General features: G+C 53.7%; 13 protein-coding genes. 2 read left to right on the top strand and 11 right to left on the bottom strand.

What is annotated here, in order from left to right; translation table 11 throughout:
• Positions 1–172: 172 nt before the first annotated feature.
• From A0W33_RS02595 to A0W33_RS02550, 10 genes are all read right to left on the bottom strand, one after another.
• Complete coding sequence (locus A0W33_RS02595; protein WP_068836721.1) at positions 173–1,525, bottom strand: TolC family protein; 1,353 nt, start codon at positions 1,523–1,525, stop codon at positions 173–175.
• A gap of 38 nt (positions 1,526–1,563) precedes the next feature.
• Positions 1,564–3,435 carry a M61 family metallopeptidase gene (locus tag A0W33_RS02590; RefSeq protein ID WP_082815105.1) on the bottom strand — a complete coding sequence of 624 codons (1,872 nt, stop codon included), beginning with the start codon at positions 3,433–3,435 and terminating at the stop codon, positions 1,564–1,566.
• Positions 3,436–3,458: 23 nt separating this feature from the next.
• Positions 3,459–3,914, bottom strand: coding sequence for a DoxX family protein (locus tag A0W33_RS02585; protein ID WP_068836720.1), 456 nt, complete (start codon positions 3,912–3,914; stop codon positions 3,459–3,461).
• Between the two features lie 155 nt (positions 3,915–4,069).
• On the bottom strand, positions 4,070–5,281 hold the full coding sequence (locus tag A0W33_RS02580; RefSeq protein WP_068836719.1) for a hypothetical protein: 1,212 nt from the start codon (positions 5,279–5,281) through the stop codon (positions 4,070–4,072).
• Positions 5,282–5,402: 121 nt separating this feature from the next.
• Positions 5,403–7,796 (bottom strand): ABC transporter permease, encoded by a 2,394-nt coding sequence (locus A0W33_RS02575; protein WP_068836718.1) that lies wholly within the window; start codon positions 7,794–7,796, stop codon positions 5,403–5,405.
• A gap of 123 nt (positions 7,797–7,919) precedes the next feature.
• Positions 7,920–10,316, bottom strand: a complete 2,397-nt coding sequence (locus A0W33_RS02570; RefSeq protein WP_068836717.1) for an ABC transporter permease — start codon at positions 10,314–10,316, stop codon at positions 7,920–7,922.
• Positions 10,317–10,408: 92 nt separating this feature from the next.
• Entirely contained in the window at positions 10,409–10,831 is a 423-nt protein-coding gene (locus tag A0W33_RS02565) for a nuclear transport factor 2 family protein (RefSeq protein WP_068836716.1), read from the bottom strand.
• Between the two features lie 79 nt (positions 10,832–10,910).
• Positions 10,911–13,340: an ABC transporter permease gene (locus A0W33_RS02560; RefSeq protein ID WP_068836715.1), complete on the bottom strand. Its 2,430-nt coding sequence runs from the start codon at positions 13,338–13,340 to the stop codon at positions 10,911–10,913.
• Positions 13,321–14,034, bottom strand: a complete 714-nt coding sequence (locus tag A0W33_RS02555; RefSeq protein ID WP_394331608.1) for an ABC transporter ATP-binding protein — start codon at positions 14,032–14,034, stop codon at positions 13,321–13,323. The genes A0W33_RS02560 and A0W33_RS02555 overlap by 20 nt, the downstream gene beginning before the upstream one ends.
• A 147-nt stretch (positions 14,035–14,181) precedes the next feature.
• Entirely contained in the window at positions 14,182–15,432 is a 1,251-nt protein-coding gene (locus A0W33_RS02550; RefSeq protein ID WP_068836713.1) for an efflux RND transporter periplasmic adaptor subunit, read from the bottom strand.
• Positions 15,433–15,840: 408 nt separating this feature from the next.
• Here A0W33_RS02550 and A0W33_RS02545 point away from each other — a divergent pair, with 408 nt between their 5' ends.
• Positions 15,841–17,223, top strand: coding sequence for a sigma-54-dependent transcriptional regulator (locus A0W33_RS02545; protein WP_068836712.1), 1,383 nt, complete (start codon positions 15,841–15,843; stop codon positions 17,221–17,223).
• Positions 17,213–18,592, top strand: a complete 1,380-nt coding sequence (locus A0W33_RS02540) for a sensor histidine kinase (protein WP_068836711.1) — start codon at positions 17,213–17,215, stop codon at positions 18,590–18,592. Before A0W33_RS02545 ends, A0W33_RS02540 begins: the two co-directional genes overlap by 11 nt.
• A 143-nt stretch (positions 18,593–18,735) precedes the next feature.
• Here the strand turns inward: A0W33_RS02540 and trxA are convergent, their stop codons facing one another.
• On the bottom strand, positions 18,736–19,041 hold the full coding sequence (gene trxA / locus A0W33_RS02535) for a thioredoxin (protein ID WP_068836710.1): 306 nt from the start codon (positions 19,039–19,041) through the stop codon (positions 18,736–18,738).
• Positions 19,042–19,098: the final 57 nt, after the last annotated feature.

Below are 19,098 nucleotides of genomic sequence, written 5' to 3'. Positions count from 1 at the left end.
ATTACACAAATTGAAACGCAATGAGAAACAATTAGTTGGTGTAGTGGATTAACCTGCAGCAGCAGCAAATAGTTTAGCTCTTGATGGTTGCTGCAGGTAAAAGCAAAGCCGTTGCCAAACAGGCAACGGCTTCAGCGCAAGAATACAAATGCCCTCAGCACCCGGGCGGGTCTTACCCCATGTACAGCTCCAGAATCCGCATGCGGAAGTAGAACTCACACTGGCTCTGCAGCAGCTCCGCCTGAGATTTGTTCATGTTGTTCAGCGACTCCATATAAGAGAAGAAGTCGATATTGCCCAGTTCGTAGCGGCGCCTGGCAGACTCAAAGGCCCGCTGTGTATACTCCAGGTTGGCTGTAACGGTAGTATACTTCTCGCGCGCCGCCAGCACATCCTGGTAAGCCTGCTGCACGGTCTGCCGCAGTTGGTTCTGGCTGGCAGCGTAGTCCAGCTCGGCGTTGCGCAGGTCCAGGCGGGCCGTCTGGGAGTCGAAGTGCCTGCTAAGGCCATTGAATACCGGAATAATTAGGCTCAGGCTGACAAACTTGCGACGGTTCAGGTCCAGTTGGTCGGTATATTTCATGGTTTCGAAATTGCCGTTCTCCGGGTCTGCATAAAAGTTGCTGGAGTAGTTGGAGCTATACACGCCCTGCAGCGCAAGGGTGGGAGAGAAGTTGCTCCGCGCGATCTTCAGGTTGCTTTTAGCCGCAGCCAGGGAGGCGGCAGAGGCCTTTACCTGGGGCGAGTAGCCCAACGACCGCTGCAGCACCTCCTCCTCTGTCGGCAGGGCCATACTGAGGGCCATAGGTGTTTCCGGCACCTGTAGCGTGTACTCCGGATTGCCTTCAACGTTCATTTCCTGCACCAGCTGCAGCTTGTCGCGGCGGTAGTTGTTCTGGTGTGTGATGAGGTTGAGTTTCTCTGTCGCCAGCTGCGCCTTAATCTGGTATACTTCATCGAGGGCGCGTACACCGGCACGCTCCAGCTTCTCGATCTTCTCCAGTTGGCCTTCCAGCAGTGTGATCCGGCCCTCGGCAATACGGATGTTCTCCCGGTCCACCAGCGCCTGCAGGTAGTAGGCGGTAATATTGGTTTCAAGGTCTATCTCTGCCTGCTGCACCGCATAAGTGCTTGCCGCTGCCTGCTGCTTTGCCTGCTTCAGTTCATGCAGTTTCGTGAAGCCATCAAACAGAACCACTTCCCCCACCAGGTAAGGCTGCGAGGTGCTGGTGGTGCCGCGCTTCACCTCGCCCGCCACGTTATCAAAAAACAAGCCGTTGCTGCGGCTCACATCGGCGTTGGCCGAAATAGAGGGAAGGTAGCTGTACTTGCTGCGGCGCACTTCAATATCGGACTTGGTGCTGTTGTAGCGCGCCTGCCGCAGGGCCACGTTGTGCACCCGGGCCAGTTCAATGCTTTCTTCAAGCGTAATGGCCTGCTGCGCCTGTGTGGCCATCGCTACACTTAGGCATACGGTTAGCCCTCCCAGCTTTTGGAGCAGGGCTTTGGAGGTAAACTTTTTCATAGGTTTATTTTATACTAGTGGCAATGTTCCTGTTTTGGCTATCCGTTGCCGAGCCAGGCGTTGCGCAGTTGCAACTGCTCCGGTGTGGCGGCGGGGTCAGGCACCAGCACATGCTGTTGTGCCCGTTTTACGGCTGTAGCACGGCCTTTTAATTTCTTCTCCTTTAGCTTGCCATTGCTGTTTTTGCGGCCTACCGTGAAGGATATCTTCTCTCCGGGTTTTATACTCTGCAGCTCCACGGCAATCAGGTCGCGTATGTTCTGGGGAGTAATGTCGGTGCCATTGAATTTCAGCAGCACGTCTCCGGCCTTAAATCCCATTTCTTTGCCAAAGGCATCCATATCCGCCGTTTCGGCTACCGTCAGCTTGCCGGTTGCCTCATCAAAGCCGGGTAAAAAGCCCCCGTACGAAATGATTTGCTGGGTAGCCACCGGCTCATACAGAATGCCGACCTTTCGGAAAATCTCCTCCAGCGGCAGCGGCTCCGAGCCCTCCACATAGCGGGTGAAAAACTGGCGTATCTCGGGGTATGTCAACTCGGCTATTTTGTCGAACAGCTCCTCGTCTTTAAATGAATTCTCCTTGCCGTACGTTTTGGAGAGATCGCGCATCAAATCGCGCAGGCCATACTTGCCGCCGCTCAGTTCGCGCAGGCGCACATCCAGGGCCAGTCCGATCAGGGCGCCTTTCTGGTACACATTGCCGTACTCGTTCTCATACTTGTCCAGCACCCCGGCACTCATCACGGTAAAGGGCAGTGTGTCGTTGTAATACTCCTTGGCCGTCACGATGTACTCGCGCAGCTTTCCCAGGTAAGTCTCCAGGTCGTAGAGCTCCTCGTACGCCTGCACATGCGAGGCAAAGTACTCGGTTACCCCCTCATAAAGCCAGAGGTGCTTCGACATTTTCGGGTTGATGAAGTCGAAGTTGCCGATCTCCTCGGAGTGTATGCTGAGCGGTGTCACGATATGGAAAAACTCATGGGCGGCCACATCGCGGATGGTGCTGCTGAACTGCTCCTCCGGCATCTCCGGAAGAAAGTAAACCGAGGAGTAGGAGTGCTCCAGTGCGCCAAAGGAACCGGACTTGCCTACGCGCTCAGGTACATAGATCAGGAACGCATACTTGTCGACGGGCAAAGTGCCGCCCAGGTAGCTGCGCTGCGCCTCGAGTATGTTTTTCACCGTGGCGGCAACGGGCTGTGAGGTTACGCGGCCGGATGGGGAGTAAACCGACACCAGCACCTCCGCCTCGCCTACCCGGAGCACGGTCGTGTCCGGGCGGTTGTACATTAGGGGCGAGTCAGCCAGGTCAACGTAGTTGGGCAATTCATACTTGTCGGTGCTGTCGGTGGAGGCAGTTGCCTTGAGCGGCGTAGAGCCGTAAAAGCCCTCCGGTTTTTTGATGGTGAGTTCGTACGGCACTTGTTTCAGGCCATCAAAGTACCCCACAAAGCCAAACGTGTTGATCAGGAAGTTTTTGCCCTCCTCAATGTTGGTGCCGCCCGGCTCAAACAGAACGTCCTCGCGCTTGGGCGTGTCAAAGGTGTCGTCCACCCAGTACGTGACGCGGTCCAGTTGGCGGGCGTTGCCGATGCGCCAGCGGTTGGTATCCAGCTTCTCGACCGGCAGGGGCTTCCCGTCTTTGCTGAAGGCTTTGAAATCAGAAACGAACTTACCGAAATCAGAAACAGAATACGTGCCGGGTACGATTTTGGGCATGATGTACACCGCCTCATTTTGCGTGATGGCAGGTGCCTGCACCGTTACCTGCACCATGTCGTCGCGCACGGTGGTCAGGTCGATGGTGACGCCATACTTGGAAGCGGCGGCCTGCTGCGCGGCAAGGTTCCCTGATAAAGTTAGGCTAAGCCCCAGGCTTAGAAGCAGAAGTGTTTTTCTAATCGACATAGTATGTTGCATAAAGGATAGAGTCATACATTAACTGATAACGTACGATCCATACTTTGCGCTCGTTTTTGGTCCAGGAAAGCATCCACCGACACCGGCCCTGCTCCGTGAAACATGAAAAAAAAGCCCACAGCTATCAACTGCGCCGCAGGATAATACTGCGGAAACGACTGCCCGAGATGCGCAATCAGAATTGCCGCTGTAAAATTGAGGATCAGCAGCAGGCCAACCCAGCGTACGGCTGCGCCCAAAAGCAACAGAATACCGCAGATGAACTGCACGTACACCGACACATGGGCAGCCACCAGCGGATACGGCACCCCGCGCGCTGCCAGGAAATCCCGGAACTCCAGCATCCGCTCCCAGCTAAACACGTTGTCCTGCACGCCATAGATGATGAACACCCCGATGGCGAGCCGCAGGAACAAGGTGCCGTAGGCGCGATGACGACGGAAGAAGGAAAACGTGTGCCTGCGCATATAAAGACAAATTTACCTGACAAATGCTATTACCGCTTCTGAAGAATCACTGCGTGTGCCTGCGATACAAGCAATGGTTTGCTTTACTCTAATGTAGCTGATTCGATGCACGGATGCATTTGTTTTCGACCACCCCGCCCAATTTGTAGATGAACCTAATCCAGTGCCTCCATCGCCTTGCGGTATTCATAGTCGGAGCTGATGGTTTTGGCTACTTTTTCATAGTCCTGGCGCAGCGCCGTGGCATCCCCGGGAAGCTTTGGCGCCATTGCGCGCAGCACTTTGCTCTTTTCGTAATCAGAGCTGATGTTTCGAACCACCGGCAGCAACTCCTGGAATTGCGCGGCAGAAAGCGCGTGCTGTTTAAGTATACTTTGGATGGATTTGCTCTTCTCGTAGTCAGAAGAAAAATTGCCGATTAGGCCGAAGGTGCCCTGGTAGCTGTTTTTGAGCAGTTCTTTGTTGCTGATGAATTTCTGTACCAGCTTACCTTTTTCGTAGTCTGATGACACGGTGCCGATAACTTTAAGGGCTTGGTCAGTGGTCTGCTTGCTTAGGTTTGGCGTGTCCAGCAAATGCGCGAGTACCTTGCTCTTCTCGTAATCCGATGACACCTTGCCGGCGGCACTAAGGTAAGCGTTGGCCAACTCCTGTTTTCCGAGGTAAGATGCGGGCACATTGCGCAGCAGCTTGCTCAGCTCATAGTCGGATGACGTATAGTCTCCCGCGCGTTGCAGGGCAAGGGTCATATCTGCTGGCTTCAGGTTGGGTTGCTGCAAGAGGTAAGAAACCATCTTCAGCTTCCCATGCTCGCCCTCCACCTTGCCGGCCTCTGCCAGCACGCCCTTAGCGCCTTGCTTCTGGTAGATGTCCTTCACCCTTGCCTCCAGGCCAATGCCAGTCTTGGCGATCAGGCCGGGCATCATTTCCTGCAGCCACTGCTCCCCTGCAGGGGCGAAGGCTACCTCTTTTCCATCTACCAGATACCTCCGCGTAAGCTTACCCTGAGCGTCGCTTTTCAGTTCCAGTTCTTTTTTATCGCCATCCACCGAAAGGGAGTAGTTGAGATAACCTCCGGGAGAAATGCTTTTTATACTTGTAAAGTCATCCGTCAGTGTAACGTCGCCTTTGTAGGTGATGCTCTCGTTGCGGCCGTTGTAAATGTTGATGTAGCTGTGCTTGCCCTTGTCGTCGTTCCCCGTCACGATGTGGACGCGGTTGCTGCTTTTCTTTGTCTTGATGGTGTCCTGCTGCGCCTGCCCATACGCCAATTCTGCGGCAGGAAACGCTGTGGCAGCCGTGTCGGGCCAGAAACTGATGGTGCCAAGTACGGCGGCGGCTAGCAAGGTGTAGGATGTCTTTTTCATAATTCAGGCTATTAGGTAAAATACAGATGAAGAACAGGCAGTGAAGGTTGCCTCAGCAGGACTTAATTTGCAGCGCCCTGACTGAGGCGTCACCTTATAAACACAAACAACAAACATTTCTTTATTCAGTCCGCAGGGCAGAAACCGGATCAGACATGGCGGCGCGGGCAGCCTTGAAGCTTACCGTGAGCACCGCCAGCGCCAGCGCCACCAGGCCCGAGTACACAAATATCCAGATGCTGACAGGCGTTCGGTAGGCAAAATCCTGCAGCCACTGTTGCATGCCATACCACGCAATAGGGCAGGCAAGTATAATGGCAAGCACCACCAGCAGTGCAAAGTCTTTGGTGAGCAACAGCACAATCTGCGACACCGAGCTGCCCAGCACCTTGCGAATGCCGATCTCCTTGGTGCGCTGCTCGGCCATAAAGGAAGCCAGCCCAAACAGGCCCATGCAGGCGATGATGATGGTGAGCAGGGCGAAGTACCCGAAAATAGCCAGCATCTTTTCCTCGGCGCGGTACTGCTCGTTAAAGCTCTGGTCCAGGAAGGAGTAATCCATCGGGTGCGTGGGGGCAAAGCGCTGCCAGGTGCTTTCCACGTGTGCCATGGTCTCGCTGAAGTTACCCGGGGAAATGCGGGCCATCAGGGAGCCGTTGTTCTGCGGTGCCAGCAAAATAACCAAAGGCTCCACCGCGCTGTGCAGCGACTTGTAATTGAAATCCTTCACCACGCCAATCACCTTGCCGGAGGTTGTGTCTGAGAAGCCAATGCGCTTTCCAATGGGGTCGGCATCCCAGCCAAGCGCTTTGGCAGCGGCCTCGTTCAGTATAAATCCGTTGTCGAGGTCGGTGCGCATCTCTTCGGAGAAGTTGCGGCCCTTTTTTAAGGGAATGTCCATCAGCTCGAAGAAGTCGTAGTCAACCCAGATCGTGTTCATGGTTTTCTCGGCCATGGCCTTGTTGCGCTCCACGGCAAAAATGATCACGCTGGTTTCCTCGCCGGGTACCATGCCGGTGGTGGCGGCGTTGGTGATATTGGCGTTGCGCAGCAACTCGGCCTTGATCACGGGCATTTTGTTTACGATAGCTGTATCGCCGCTGGGAATATCTATCACCAGCACCTGCTCTTTGGTGAAGCCAAGGTCCTGGTTTTTCAGGTAATGCATCTGGCTGTACACCACCACCGTGCCGATAATCATCACCAGCGAAATAGTGAACTGCAGTACCACCAACCCCTTGCGCAGCATGGCGCCGCCGCTGCTCGGTGTCTTGTCAGATTTAAGTATATCCACCGGCTTAAAGTGCGACAGCACGAAGGCCGGGTAGCTGCCGGCCACCAAACCGATAAACACGGCTATACTTACCAGCACAAGTATAAAGCTGGCATCCAGGAAATAAGTGGAGGAGATCTGCTTTTCAGCCAGGCTGTTGAAGGTGGGCAGCATCAGCTCCACCAGCACCAGGGCAATAACCACGGCAAACAGCGTAAGCATAACCGACTCGCTGAGGAACTGCAGGATAAGCTGCGGCCGGTTAGCACCCACCACTTTGCGTAAGCCCACCTCCTTGGCGCGTTTGGCCGAGCGGGCGGTGGCCAGGTTCATGTAATTTATACTTGCTATGAGCAAAATCAGGATGCCCACCAGCGAGAAGATGTAAATGTAGGACTTGTTGCCAACCGGAAAGGGCTCCCACAGGTAATCGGTTTCGAGGTGAATATCGGCGAGGGCCTGCAGGTGCAACTCCACTCGCTCTGTGGTATTGCCGCGGGCGGGCGTGATGCGGCGTGCCACAAAGTCAGGCAGCTTGGCCTGTAGCCCTGCCGCGTCGCCTGGGCTACGGAGCAGCAGGTAGGTATAGCTGTTGGTGCCAAACCAGTTGGTGCGCATATTCTGGCGTACTTCCCCCGGAATGGTGCTGAAGGAGGTAAGCACGTTTGGCCGCATGTGGGCCGCATCCACCGGTTCAAAAATGCCGGTTACCTTGTAGGATTGGGAGCCGATGCGCAGCGTGCTGAACATGGCATCCATCGGATTGTCGAAAAATTTCCCGGCCACTTCCTTGGTGATAACCATGGTGTTTGGCTCCATCAGCGCCGTTTTGGCGTTGCCTTCCAGTAGCTTGTAATCGAACAGATCGAAGTAGTTACTGTCAGCCCAGAACGTATTTTCGATGGCAATGGCCTTGTCATCGAGGCGAAGCACCTGCTTGTTCCGGTTAATCATGCGGGTAGAGGCCTCAATCTCCGGAAAGTCATCGGCCAGTGTAGGGGCCAGGGCCGCGTGCGTGATGGATGCTTTCTCCACCTCATCCTCCACAATCAGGTCGTTCACCACCCGATAGATCCGCTCGTGCTTGGTAAAGGCCTTATCGAAGCTTAACTCATGCTGCACAAAAAGGTAAATCAGGATGCACGAGGCGATGCCAATGGCCAGACCGATGATGTTTATGCCAGCGTAGACTTTGTTGCGGGCCATGTTCCGGAAGAACAGCAGGAAATAGTTCTTAAGCATATTAATTTGGTTGATGCGTTAGGTTACAGCGTGCCAGAAGTAAGAGCTGCCGAAGCAGACAGCGTATTTTATCGGATGTTCCTGCCTCCCGGCTATACTTGCACAGTAGATATCTCTTTTCTATCAGGTTCTCATGGCCTTTACCGGATCAAGCAGCGCAGCTTTCAAGGCCTGGAAACTGACGGTGGCCAGGGCGATAACCAGTGCTGCCACTGCCGCTAAGGCAAACATCCACCAGCTTAAGTCGATGCGGTAGGCAAAGTCCTGCAGCCACTTGTGCATGCCGTACCAGGCGACGGGGCTGGCCAGCACAATGGCAATGAGAACCAGCAGGGCAAAGTCTTTGGAAAGCAGCATCACAATGCTGCCGTTCGAGGAGCCGAGCACCTTGCGGATGCCAATTTCCTTTGTGCGCTGCTCCGCCGTGTAAGAGGCCAATCCAAACAGGCCGAGGCAGGCGATAAGTATGGTCAGCCCTGCAAAGTAACCAAACACCGTCAGCATTTTCTCCTCGGCACGGTACTGCGCATCAAAGTGATCATCCATAAAGAAATACTCCATGGGGTGCTTCGGATCAAAGGCGCGCCACTTGCTTTCGATAAAGCTGATGGTGGAGGCCATGTCCTGTGGTTTGATGCGCACCAGCAAATAACCGGGAGAGGAGGGCCGGAGCGCAAGTATAAGCGGCTCCACATTGGAGTGCAGCGACGTCGTATGGAAATCCTTTACAACACCGATCACTTTTGCATCCCAGTCGATCACCTCCAGGCGCTTGCCCAGCGGCTCCTGCCATTCCATCTTTTTAGCGGCAGCCTCGTTGATGAGCAGCGCTCCCTTCAGGTCGGTGCCGAAGTCTTTGGAGTAGTTGCGGCCCTGCTGCAGCTCAATGCCCATGGCATCAAGAAAGTCGTAATCCACAAACATCACGTTCATGGTGTTTTGCAGCGTCTGTCCGTCTTTCTCGGCAAACACAAGCAGGTTGCTAAGCGACTCCGCCGGAATATCATCCGAGTTGGAGACATGCTCAATGCTGGGGTTGCGCAGTAGCTCGTTCTTGATGCTGGGTAGTTGCTTTACCAGCGTGGAGTCGCCGGTTGGAATATCAATAACGAGTACCTGCTCCTTGTTGAATCCCAGGTCGCGGTTTTTCAGGAAATGCATTTGGCTGAAGACGACAATCGTTCCGACAATCATGATCAGTGAAATGGCAAACTGGAGGACCACCAGTGTCTTTCTCAGCGTGGCACTGCCGCCTTTCGGTGCTTTATCCGTCTTCAGCACATCAATGGGTTTAAAGCCTGAAAGGAAGATAGCGGGGTAACTTCCGGCCACTACCCCAATGAAAACCACAATGGCTAGTAGCGCCAGCAACACTTCCGTTTGGAGGAAGAAGGCTGAATCAAACTGTTTGTCCGTGAGTGAGTTGAAAACCGGAATCATGATTTGCGTCAGCGCCAGCGCAAGTATGACAGCCAGCAACGTAATCAGCAGCGATTCGCCGATAAACTGGCTGATGATCTGGGAGCGATAAGCGCCCACTACTTTTCTAAGGCCCACCTCTTTGGCGCGTTTGGCCGAGCGTGCCGTGGCCAGGTTCATGTAATTTATACTTGCTATGAGCAGCAGAAAAACGGCTACGGCAGCAAAAATATAGATGTAGGTGATGTTTCCGGCAGGGGAGAGGTCTGCCTCGTAGGTGGTGTTAAAGTGGATGCTCTTCAGTGGCTGCAGAACAAACTTCATGGAGGCGCTCAGGTTGTTTTCCTTGATCCAGGGCGTCACATCCGTTTCGGCAAATGTGTGTAGCTTTTCCTGCAGCGGCTGAATTTGGGCTTCGTTGCTTAGAAGTGCATAGGTATAACGGCTCATGTTAAACCAATGGTTGTTGCCATCCAGCACGTCCTGGCGCTGCTTATCAAAGGTGCTGCGCGCCAGAAAGCCGCTGGCCTGAATGTGAGAGTGGCCCTCGTTTCGGAATACACCCGTCACCCTGTAGGGGTCGCGGCTAAACTTCAGCACTTTCCCCATGGCCTCCTCTGCTCCGCCAAAGTACTTCTGTGCCATTTCCTCACTCACCACCATCGTCTGCGGCTCGTCTAAGGCACTTGCCGGGTTGCCCGCCACCAACTCGTAACTGAAAACATCAAAAAAGGAGCTGTCGGCAAAAATGAGTTTATCCTCTGTAAAGCTTTTGTCTTTGTACCAGATGGTTTGCTTGCCGGCTGATAGGAGCTGGGTAACATGCTCCAGTTCTGGGAAATTCTTCAGTAGGTTCGGGGCAAGTACGGGTGCCGACAGAGCGAATTTGTTTACCTGCCCTTCGTGCTCAATCTCCCCGGCTATCCGCACAATACGATCAGCCTTGTCAAAATGGCTCTCGTAGCTCAGCTCGTCCTGCACGTACAGAAAGATGAGCAGGCAGGAGGCTACACCAATGGCAAGGCCTACAATGTTGATGGCCGAGTACACTTTGTTCCGCATTAGATTACGGATGGTGATTTTGAAATAGTTCTGTAGCATTGTACAAGTATGATGCGTTTCTGATGCTGCGCTGCTTTTTGAATGAGTAAAACAAAGGCAAACAAACGCCTGCCTTCTTCTGGGAAATGCTGCTAGTCCTGCCAGAGCACGTTCACCACTTTCCACTGCCCATCGTTCTTGGCCAGGTGGAAGTAGTCGGTGCCCCACATGGCTTTCACCTTTGCCGATGCGATCTTGTCCTTCACCTCAAAGATGGTGATCTCCTTTGGCGCATCTGCCGGTACCGGGTTTGTCCTGTTCCAGCGGGCAGAAAGCTGTACCATCTGCTCAAAAGTCATTTTGGCTTCCCGGTAGCTGTTGTCTCTTTTGTAGTAGCCTCTTTTGGCAAGCTCCGGGTGCACACTGGCGTATACTTTGGTAGTATCAGCCTGATAAAAACTGTCTACATAGTTTTGGATGGCCTGCCGGATAGCTTTCTCATCATCGGGTGTCTGCGCGTTTGCCCCGGGGCAGAGGCTGCAGAGCAACAAGGCAAGCATGTATATCTTTTTCATAGTTTTATAGAGAATGGGTAGTGGTAAATACTGCCGGAGGAACAGCCAACCCCCGGCAGCGAAGTATAAATCACCTAATTTATTCTGTTCTGATCGACTTGACAGGATCAGAGGTTGCGGCTCTGATCGCCTGGTAACTGATCGTTGCCATAGCGATAATGAAGGCCACGATGCCCGCAAGTATAAAAATGTCCGTGCCGATGTTGATGCGGTAGGCAAAGTCATCCAACCACGAGCGCATGGCGTACCAGGCAATGGGCCAGGCAAGTATGTTCGCCACCAGCACCAGCTTCATAAAGTCCTTCGAGATTAAGGCAACAATGCTGGCAACCGGCGCACCGAATACTTTGCGGATGCCTATTTCCTTTCGGCGCTGCACCGTGGTGTAGGAGGCAAGCCCAAACAAACCTAAGCACGCGATCAGGATAGCCATGCAGGAAAAGAGGGTGAATATTTGCCCTTTCTTTTGCTCGGCCTCATAGGTTTGCCCGTACAGCTGGTCCATGAATTCATACTCAAAAGGATAGTTAGGCAGAAACTTGTTCCAGGTTTCCTCAATGTGCGCCAGTGCCTGTGGCGTGTCCCCACCGATCTTGATGGAGATGTTCTGATAGTTGCCCCACCCACGGATCATGAACACCATCGGAGCAATCTCCTTGTGCAGCGATTCGAAGTTGATGTCGTTCACCACCCCGATAATGCGGCCATTGTTACCGCCGTAGGTAAAGCGCTGGTTAATAGCCTGCTGCGGATCACTCCAGCCGATCATGCGCACTGCCGCCTCGTTCAGCACATAGGCTGCCGTGTCATCACTCCTGTACTCGCGGCTAAAGTTGCGGCCTGCCACAAGTTTAATGTTGTACACATCGAACATATCATGATCCACCGTCACAAACTTGATGCTGGCTGTGGTGGGTGCCATGCTGTCGCCTTTGGCCACCTGAGCGCCGGCTGAATTCAGCAGTTGCTCTGTCGGGATCAGCTGCGAACGGCCCACGCCCTCTATAGCGGAAGACTTCAGTAGCTCCGCCTTAAAAGCCTCAAACTGTGGGCGCATCTCACTGTTGTCCGGTAAAATCACCAGCTGATCCTTGTCAAAACCCAGGTCCTTGTTCTGGATGTACATCAGCTGCTGAAAGATGATGCCCGTGGCGATGATCAGGATAATGGATACAGAGAACTGCACCACCACCAGCGTCTTGCGTAGCATCGGGTTCTTGGAGCTGTTGCTAAGGGCGCCTTTCAGCACCGTAGCCGCCTGAAAATGCGACAAGTATAGCGCAGGGTACAAGCCAGCCAGAATGCCTACCAGCAGGGGCAGCAGGAATACCAGCGCCAGAAGCCAGTTATCTGAAAGCAGGTTAAAGTCCAGCGCTTTGTCGGTAAAGGTGTTGAGCCAGGGCAGGCAGAGCTCCACCAAACCCAGCGCCAGCAGCGTGGCGATGCTAACGGTAAGCACAGACTCCAGCAGAAACTGCAGCACCAGGTTTTGCCTTGCTGCGCCGATCACTTTCCGAACGCCTACTTCCTTTGCGCGGGTGGTGGCGCGTGCCGTACTTAGGTTGATGTAGTTGATGCAGGCAATCAGCAGGATGATCAGGGCCACTGCCGACAAAATCATGATGCTGTCCATGTCGCCGTTCACCTCCAGCTCTGAGTCCAGGTTGGATTTGAGGTGGATGTCAGTGAGCTTTTGCAGGTACAGGTTCGTGAAATCGCTTGGTTTTGCCCCGTCCGCATGATCTGTGCCAGCCAAATGCTTGTCCAGGAAAGCCGGAAACTGCGCCTCCAGCTGTGCCGCATCTTTCTCAGACTCCAGCAGCACGTAGGTAGGGAAGGAGTTGTTTCCCCAGTTTGTTTTCAACTGTTCCGCACCGTATACCGTGGTATCATTCAGGGTGATAAAAGAGCCAAGAAAATCGGGGTGCAGGTGCGAGTTGGCCGGGAAAGGCTTAAACACACCCTCCACCCTCAGGCTGGAGTTTTCACCGAAGTGCAGCACCTTGCCTACCGGGTTTTCGCCCGGGTAATACTTCTCTGCCATTTCCTGGCTAAGCAGAATGGTAAAGGGCTCCCGCAGGGCCTTCTCCCTGTTCCCGTTCACCAGTTCAATGTCGAACATTTCGAAAACGGCAGGCTCGGCAAAGTATACGTTGTCTTCGCTATAGGTTCGCTGCGTCTCTTTATCCTCAAACAGAATCCCAAACGTCACCATGCGGGCAACAGCCTCTATCTGCGGAAAGTCCTGCTGCAGTAGCGGACCCACCGGAGGCGCCACGCGGGCCAGGTGCAGGCTTACGGAGCCATTGCCCGACACAAAATCGCGGGTAACCCGGTACACGCGGTCGGCTTTGGCATGGTAGCGGTCGTAGCTCAGCTCATCCTTCACAAAAAGAAAGATGAGAATGCACGCCGCAATACCGACCGCCAGCCCGCCGATGTTGATGGCCGAGTATACTTTGTTGCGCGTCAGGTGGCGCAGTGCTACTTTAAAGTAGTTCTGCAGCATGGCGCTTCACGTTCAGGTTCTCTGTCACGATCTGGCCGTCAAACAGATTCACGATACGGTGCGCGTATTCAGCATCAGTAGGGGAGTGCGTTACCATTACCACAGTCGTTCCTGCCTCGTTCAGTTCCGACAGCAACTGCATCACCTCACGGCCGTGCACCGAGTCGAGGTTACCAGTTGGTTCGTCGGCAAGTATAAGGGCTGGGTTGGATACCGTGGCACGGGCAATGGCCACACGCTGCTGCTGACCACCGGATAGCTGCTGCGGAAAGTGGTTGCGGCGGTGGGCGATGCCCATGCGCTCCATGGCTTCCTGTGTTTTTTTGCTTGTCTCAGACTTGGAAACGCCCAAGTAAGCAAGCGGCAGGGCAATGTTTTCCTCCACAGTCAGCTCATCAATCAGGTTAAAGCTCTGGAACACGAAGCCCAGGTTCTCTTTGCGCAGCTTGGCGCGCTGGCGCTCCGACACATTGGCCACTTCCTGGTTCAAAAACTTAAAGCTGCCGGCAGAGGGGCTGTCCAGCAAGCCAAGTATGTTAAGCAGCGTAGACTTGCCGCAGCCGGACGGGCCCATGATGGCCACAAATTCGCCCCGCTTGATCTTCAGGTCGACACCAGCCAGCGCTGTTGTCTCCACTGTGTCAGTAATGTACTTCTTCTGCAGATTCTGCGTGTCGATTACTAATTCTTGCATGTTCATATGGCTTGCTGTTGTAGATATTTTATAGTTTTATTTTGTACTAATGGAGGTGTTGATTGTCTAATTGTTGTATTGTTAAATTGCTGTTCTCAAACATTTATGATTTTGATAATAAGCCAATTACCAATTTAGCCATTTAACCTATTTCAACTCCAAGCGGTCAATGTCGCCGTAGCTGTCGTACGACGAGAGCACCACTTTCTCGCCGGGCTGCAGGCCATCCAATACCTCATAATGGTTCGGGTTCTGGCGGCCCAGCTTGATGTTGCGTTTTTCGGCGTAAGTGCCGGCATCGTTCACCACAAATACCCAGTTGCCGCCGGTGCTTTGGTAGAAGCCGCCGCGTGGCAGCAGTACCGCTTTACCGCCGTCGTTCAAATTCAGCTTCAGCTGCAGCGTCTGGCCGCGGCGGATGCCCTCCGGCGTTCCCTCGGCAAACTGCAGGTCTACCTGGAAGGTGTTGTTCTGTACTTCCGGGAATACCTTGGCGATCTCTACCTTGTAAGTTTTGCCGTTGAAGTCGAAGTTGCCGGTAAGGCCCGGGTAAACTCTGGAGATATAGTGTTCGTCGATGTTCGCCTTGATCTTATAGCCGTTCAGATCGTCTATCTGGCCAATGTTCTCTCCCGGAGCCTTCGATTCGCCTACCTCGGCTTTCAGCGTAGAAAGCTGGCCTGTGAAGGGTGCCGTGACATACAGGTTGTTAAGCGTGCTGCGAGCCATGCCGATGTTGGCCTCCATGCGGCGGATTGACTCATCGAGTTGGTTCAGGCGGTCATCCATCAGTTTAGCGTCCTGCTTTACAGAGCGCCCGGCCAGCATCTTGCGCTTTTTCAGGTAATTATACTCGTCGCGTGCGGCTTCAAACTCCTCCTGCGAAATTACCTTCTCGGCGATCAGCATTTTGTTGCGCTCATACTTGCGCTCGGCCAGGGCCAGGTTGTACTCTATTTCTGCCAACTCATTTTCTTTCCGGATCAGGTCCTGCTTCATGGTGATCTCTGAGTTTTGGCGCTCGTTCATCAAATCGTAAAGCTGGGTTTCGCGCGTCATGAAGTCAATTTGAAGCGTGGTGTTGGAGAGCTTCAGGATCGTGTCTCCCTTTTCCACCATGCGGCCATCGTCGGTATAGATCTTCTCCACGCGGCCACCCTCGGTAATATCCAGGTAAAAGCTTTTCAGCGGATCAACTGAGCCGTCGATGGCAATGAATTCCTGGAAGTTTCCCTGCTGCACCTGCCCGATTGTCACGCGCTCGCTGTCTACGTTCAGTTTGGAGCTGTGCTCGGCAAAGAGCAGGTTGTAGAGCACCAGCACCAACACCAGCGCGCCAGCTGCAATCAGGACGATTTTCTTTGTGGTAAACTTCTTTTTTTCAATTACGCGGTCCATAGTAAGGTAGGAGTGTGTTGTACTTCTGTGTTTTCGGAAGCAGTATGCCAATAAATGTGCCACTATGTATAACTATTTGATTAACAAAACTTTATGTTAATGTATAGGTGAATGGCTATGTCTATAGTGTTCGGTTCCGTACACTTGGGTGTCCTGTACCGAACAGCTACCGGCAACAGGTAAGATTTGCGCCATCGCGTGGAGGGGCTTTTAAGGTATACTTGCCGCTGCAGGGTGGTTTCTTACCGTAAAATGATATACTTTTACTTATACACCGTGTAACATTGGCTTGAAGCAAAGCAACACTTTGGCTGTGAATACCTACTGTTGTTTATAATGTAGCTGTGTGGTCTGGTGGTCCGTAAGGCTGATTTTACATTCTGTTTCGAAACTTCTATCGCAGTACCTATGAGTAAAACCGCTTGCAAAGTTTTGGTAGTTGATGACGAGGAAGACATTCTGCTGGCCGGAAAGCTCTTGCTGAAGCAGCACTTTGCCGTCGTTAAAACAACCTCAGACCCGTACCAGATTCCGGCCCTTATGCAGGAGCACGGCTTTGATGTGGTGTTGCTGGACATGAACTATAGCACCGGCGCCACCTCTAGCAAAGAGGGTTTCCACTGGTTGAAGCAGATCCAGCAGCTCTCCCCGAAAACCACCGTGATTCTGATGACGGCCTACGGCGACATTGAGATGGCCGTGCGTGCCCTGAAAGAGGGTGCCACAGACTTCGTGCTCAAGCCCTGGCAAAACGAGAAGCTGGTGGCCGTGCTCAAAACTGCCTGCCAGCACGGCAGCGCCAGCGTAAAGCGCAGTGCCGAGGCCGCCGAGCAGAACAACACCGCCTATCACTATGATGGCTTTATTGGGGTGTCGCCAGCCATGCAGCGCGTGTACCAAACCATTGATAAAGTGGCCGGAACCGATGCGAACGTGCTTATACTTGGTGAGAATGGAACCGGAAAGGAAGTAGCGGCACGCGCCCTGCACCGTAAATCAAAAAGAGCGGGCAATGTATTTGAGAAAGTGGACTTGGGCGCCGTGAGCGAGACTTTGTTTGAGAGTGAGCTTTTCGGCCACGCCAAAGGTTCTTTTACCGATGCCAAGGAAGACAGGGCCGGACGCCTGGAGGCAGCCACGGGAGGCTCTTTATTTCTAGATGAGCTCGGAAACCTGTCGCTTGCGCTGCAGGCCAAGTTGCTCACCGTACTGCAAAGCCGCCAGGTAATTCGCCTCGGCACCAACAAACCGCGGCCCATCGACATCCGGCTTATCTGTGCCACCAACATGCCGCTGTACCAGATGGTGCGCGAGGGCTCCTTCAGGCAGGACTTGCTGTACCGCATCAACACCGTGGAGATAAACCTTCCGCCGCTGCGCGAGCGCCGTGAGGACATCAAGCTGCTGGCCGAGCATTTTTTGCAGGTGTACCGCCAGAAGTATGATCGGGCGGGACTGAAGCTAAACGCCGATACCATGCAGCGCCTTTCCGCTTACCGCTGGCCCGGCAACATCAGGGAACTCGACCATGCCATGGAACGAGCCGTTATACTTTGCGATGGCAACACACTGAGCCCGGATGACTTTTACTTTGCGCCAGACGAGGACAGGGAGCAGCAGCGGCAGGAGAGCCAAGGTATAGCCGACGCGGACTATACGCTGGATACGCTCGAGAAGATGATGGTACAAAAGGCCCTGGTGAAGCATAGCGGCAACATCACCCATGCCGCCAAAGACCTCGGCATTACCCGCACCGCCCTCTACCGCAGAATAGAGAAACATGGTTTATAGTGGCTTTCGGGTAAAACTGTTGCTGCGCCTGCTGCTGCTGATCGGGGTGGCACTGGTGATGCTGCTGGTGCTGTACCGCACCGATTGGTACATGACGGCGCTCTGCCTGCTGCTGCTTATTCTTTTCCAGCTCTACGACATGATCCACTTCGTGGAGCGCACCAACCGCGACATCAGCAGCTTTCTGGAGGCTATGCGCCACTCAGATTTCACACAGCGCTTTTCAGCCGAAAGAGCCAACGCCTCCTACCAGGAACTGTATGCGAGCTTCAACGACATCTCCGATGCCTTTCTGAAGGTGAAAACCGAGAAACAGGCGCACTACCATTACCTGCAGACCATTGTGGAACAGGTGGGCGTGGGCATCCTTTCGTTTGATGAGGATGGGGAGGTGCAGCTGGTGAACGAAGTAACCAAGAACCTCCTGCACGTGCCCCACCTGCGCCATATAGACTCTCTGGAGCGGCTAAGCCCAGAGTTGGTGCAGGCACTTTACAGTATAGCTCACCAGGAAAAGCGGCTGGTGACGGTGCAGCTGAAACAGGAGCAGCTGCTGCTTAGCCTGCACGCTTCGGAGCTGCTGCTGCAGGGCATTCCGCTGAAGATCGTGACGCTGCAGAACATACAGTCTGAGCTGGAGGAACAGGAACTGCAGACCTGGCAGAAGGTGATCCGGGTGCTGACGCATGAGATTATGAACTCCATTACGCCGGTAATTTCCCTGACCGCTACCGTTTCGGGATTGCTGCAACAGGAGGTAATCGCAAAACAGCAGGCGGGCCAAAAGATAGACTCTGAGGTGCTGGAGGACATGCAGGCGGGCCTGCAGACCGTGGAGAAGCGCAGCTCCGGCATGCTGAACTTTGTGAAGAACTACCGCCGGTTAATGCGCCTGCCCACCTCGGAGCTGCGGCCGGTGAGGATAAGCGGGTTGCTGCGCCAGGTACACCAGTTGCTGCAGCAGGAACTGAAGCACCAGTCCGTTAGCCTGAAAATGTACCTGCCGGATGAGAAGGTAGAGGTGATGGCTGACCCGGAGCAACTGGAGCAGGTGCTCATCAATCTGATCAAGAACAGCATGGAGGCCTGCCAGGAGTGTACGGACCCGCAGGTGGAAGTGGTGGCTTTCGTGCCGGAGGGAGAGCGCCAAAGGCTGCGCATCGACGTGGCGGATAACGGCCCCGGCATTCCTGAGGATGTGCTGGATAAAATCTTCATCCCTTTCTACACCACCAAAAAACAAGGCTCCGGCATTGGCCTGAGCTTATCGAGGCAAATCATGCAGCAACACGGCGGTACCATCCGCGTGCATACCCAGCCCGGCGAAACAATATTCAGCCTGCAGCTTAGATTAATCAATAATGAGTAATGATTAATTAATAATGGAGTAGGTATGAGCAATAACAGGAAGGCGTATAGCATTTAACCAGCTAATCAACCAAACTTGAGCAAGCTGATCATACTTCCTTTTCATTGATCATTATTCATTCTTGATTACCCTTTGATCAGAGATCAGACGAACTGTTGAATCACCTTTGTCAGGTGCTGCGCGGGCATGGCTCCGGACTGCCGCCATACTTGCTGGCCCTTGTTGAAGAGGATAAACGTGGGCACGCCCTGCACCCGGTACTGTGAGGCGGCGGCCTGGTTTGTGTCGATGTTCACCTTGATCACCTTCACCTTTCCGTTAAACTCGCTGGCCACCTGCTGCACCACCGGGCTCATGGCCTTGCAGGGGCCACACCAGTCCGCGTAAAAATCAACCAGTACGGGCATGTCCGGGTTACTTACAACCTCCTGAAAAGATTTCTTAGCCATGGCAGATCGTGCTTTTAGTCTCTCATAAAATACGGTTATTTTCCTGCCCGGTTAATG

This window comes from Pontibacter akesuensis (genome assembly GCF_001611675.1).
GTDB classification, from domain to species: Bacteria; Bacteroidota; Bacteroidia; order Cytophagales; family Hymenobacteraceae; genus Pontibacter; species Pontibacter akesuensis.
The sequence above is the reverse complement of the archived record's forward strand: the minus strand, read 5'-3'. Positions and strand labels throughout refer to the sequence as shown.

Bases quoted from the DNA above. Each gene is read 5' to 3' on its own strand.
- A0W33_RS02545 (WP_068836712.1), top strand. From the start codon at position 15,841: ATGAGTAAAACCGCTTGCAAAGTTTTGGTAGTTGATGACGAGGAAGAC.
- A0W33_RS02565 (WP_068836716.1), bottom strand. From the start codon at position 10,831: ATGAAAAAGATATACATGCTTGCCTTGTTGCTCTGCAGCCTCTGCCCC.
- A0W33_RS02595 (WP_068836721.1), bottom strand. From the start codon at position 1,525: ATGAAAAAGTTTACCTCCAAAGCCCTGCTCCAAAAGCTGGGAGGGCTA.
- A0W33_RS02540 (WP_068836711.1), top strand. From the start codon at position 17,213: ATGGTTTATAGTGGCTTTCGGGTAAAACTGTTGCTGCGCCTGCTGCTG.
- A0W33_RS02555 (WP_394331608.1), bottom strand. From the start codon at position 14,034: ATGCAAGAATTAGTAATCGACACGCAGAATCTGCAGAAGAAGTACATT.
- A0W33_RS02560 (WP_068836715.1), bottom strand. From the start codon at position 13,340: ATGCTGCAGAACTACTTTAAAGTAGCACTGCGCCACCTGACGCGCAAC.
- A0W33_RS02570 (WP_068836717.1), bottom strand. From the start codon at position 10,316: ATGCTACAGAACTATTTCAAAATCACCATCCGTAATCTAATGCGGAAC.
- A0W33_RS02575 (WP_068836718.1), bottom strand. From the start codon at position 7,796: ATGCTTAAGAACTATTTCCTGCTGTTCTTCCGGAACATGGCCCGCAAC.
- A0W33_RS02550 (WP_068836713.1), bottom strand. From the start codon at position 15,432: ATGGACCGCGTAATTGAAAAAAAGAAGTTTACCACAAAGAAAATCGTC.
- A0W33_RS02585 (WP_068836720.1), bottom strand. From the start codon at position 3,914: ATGCGCAGGCACACGTTTTCCTTCTTCCGTCGTCATCGCGCCTACGGC.
- A0W33_RS02590 (WP_082815105.1), bottom strand. From the start codon at position 3,435: ATGTCGATTAGAAAAACACTTCTGCTTCTAAGCCTGGGGCTTAGCCTA.
- trxA (WP_068836710.1), bottom strand. From the start codon at position 19,041: ATGGCTAAGAAATCTTTTCAGGAGGTTGTAAGTAACCCGGACATGCCC.
- A0W33_RS02580 (WP_068836719.1), bottom strand. From the start codon at position 5,281: ATGAAAAAGACATCCTACACCTTGCTAGCCGCCGCCGTACTTGGCACC.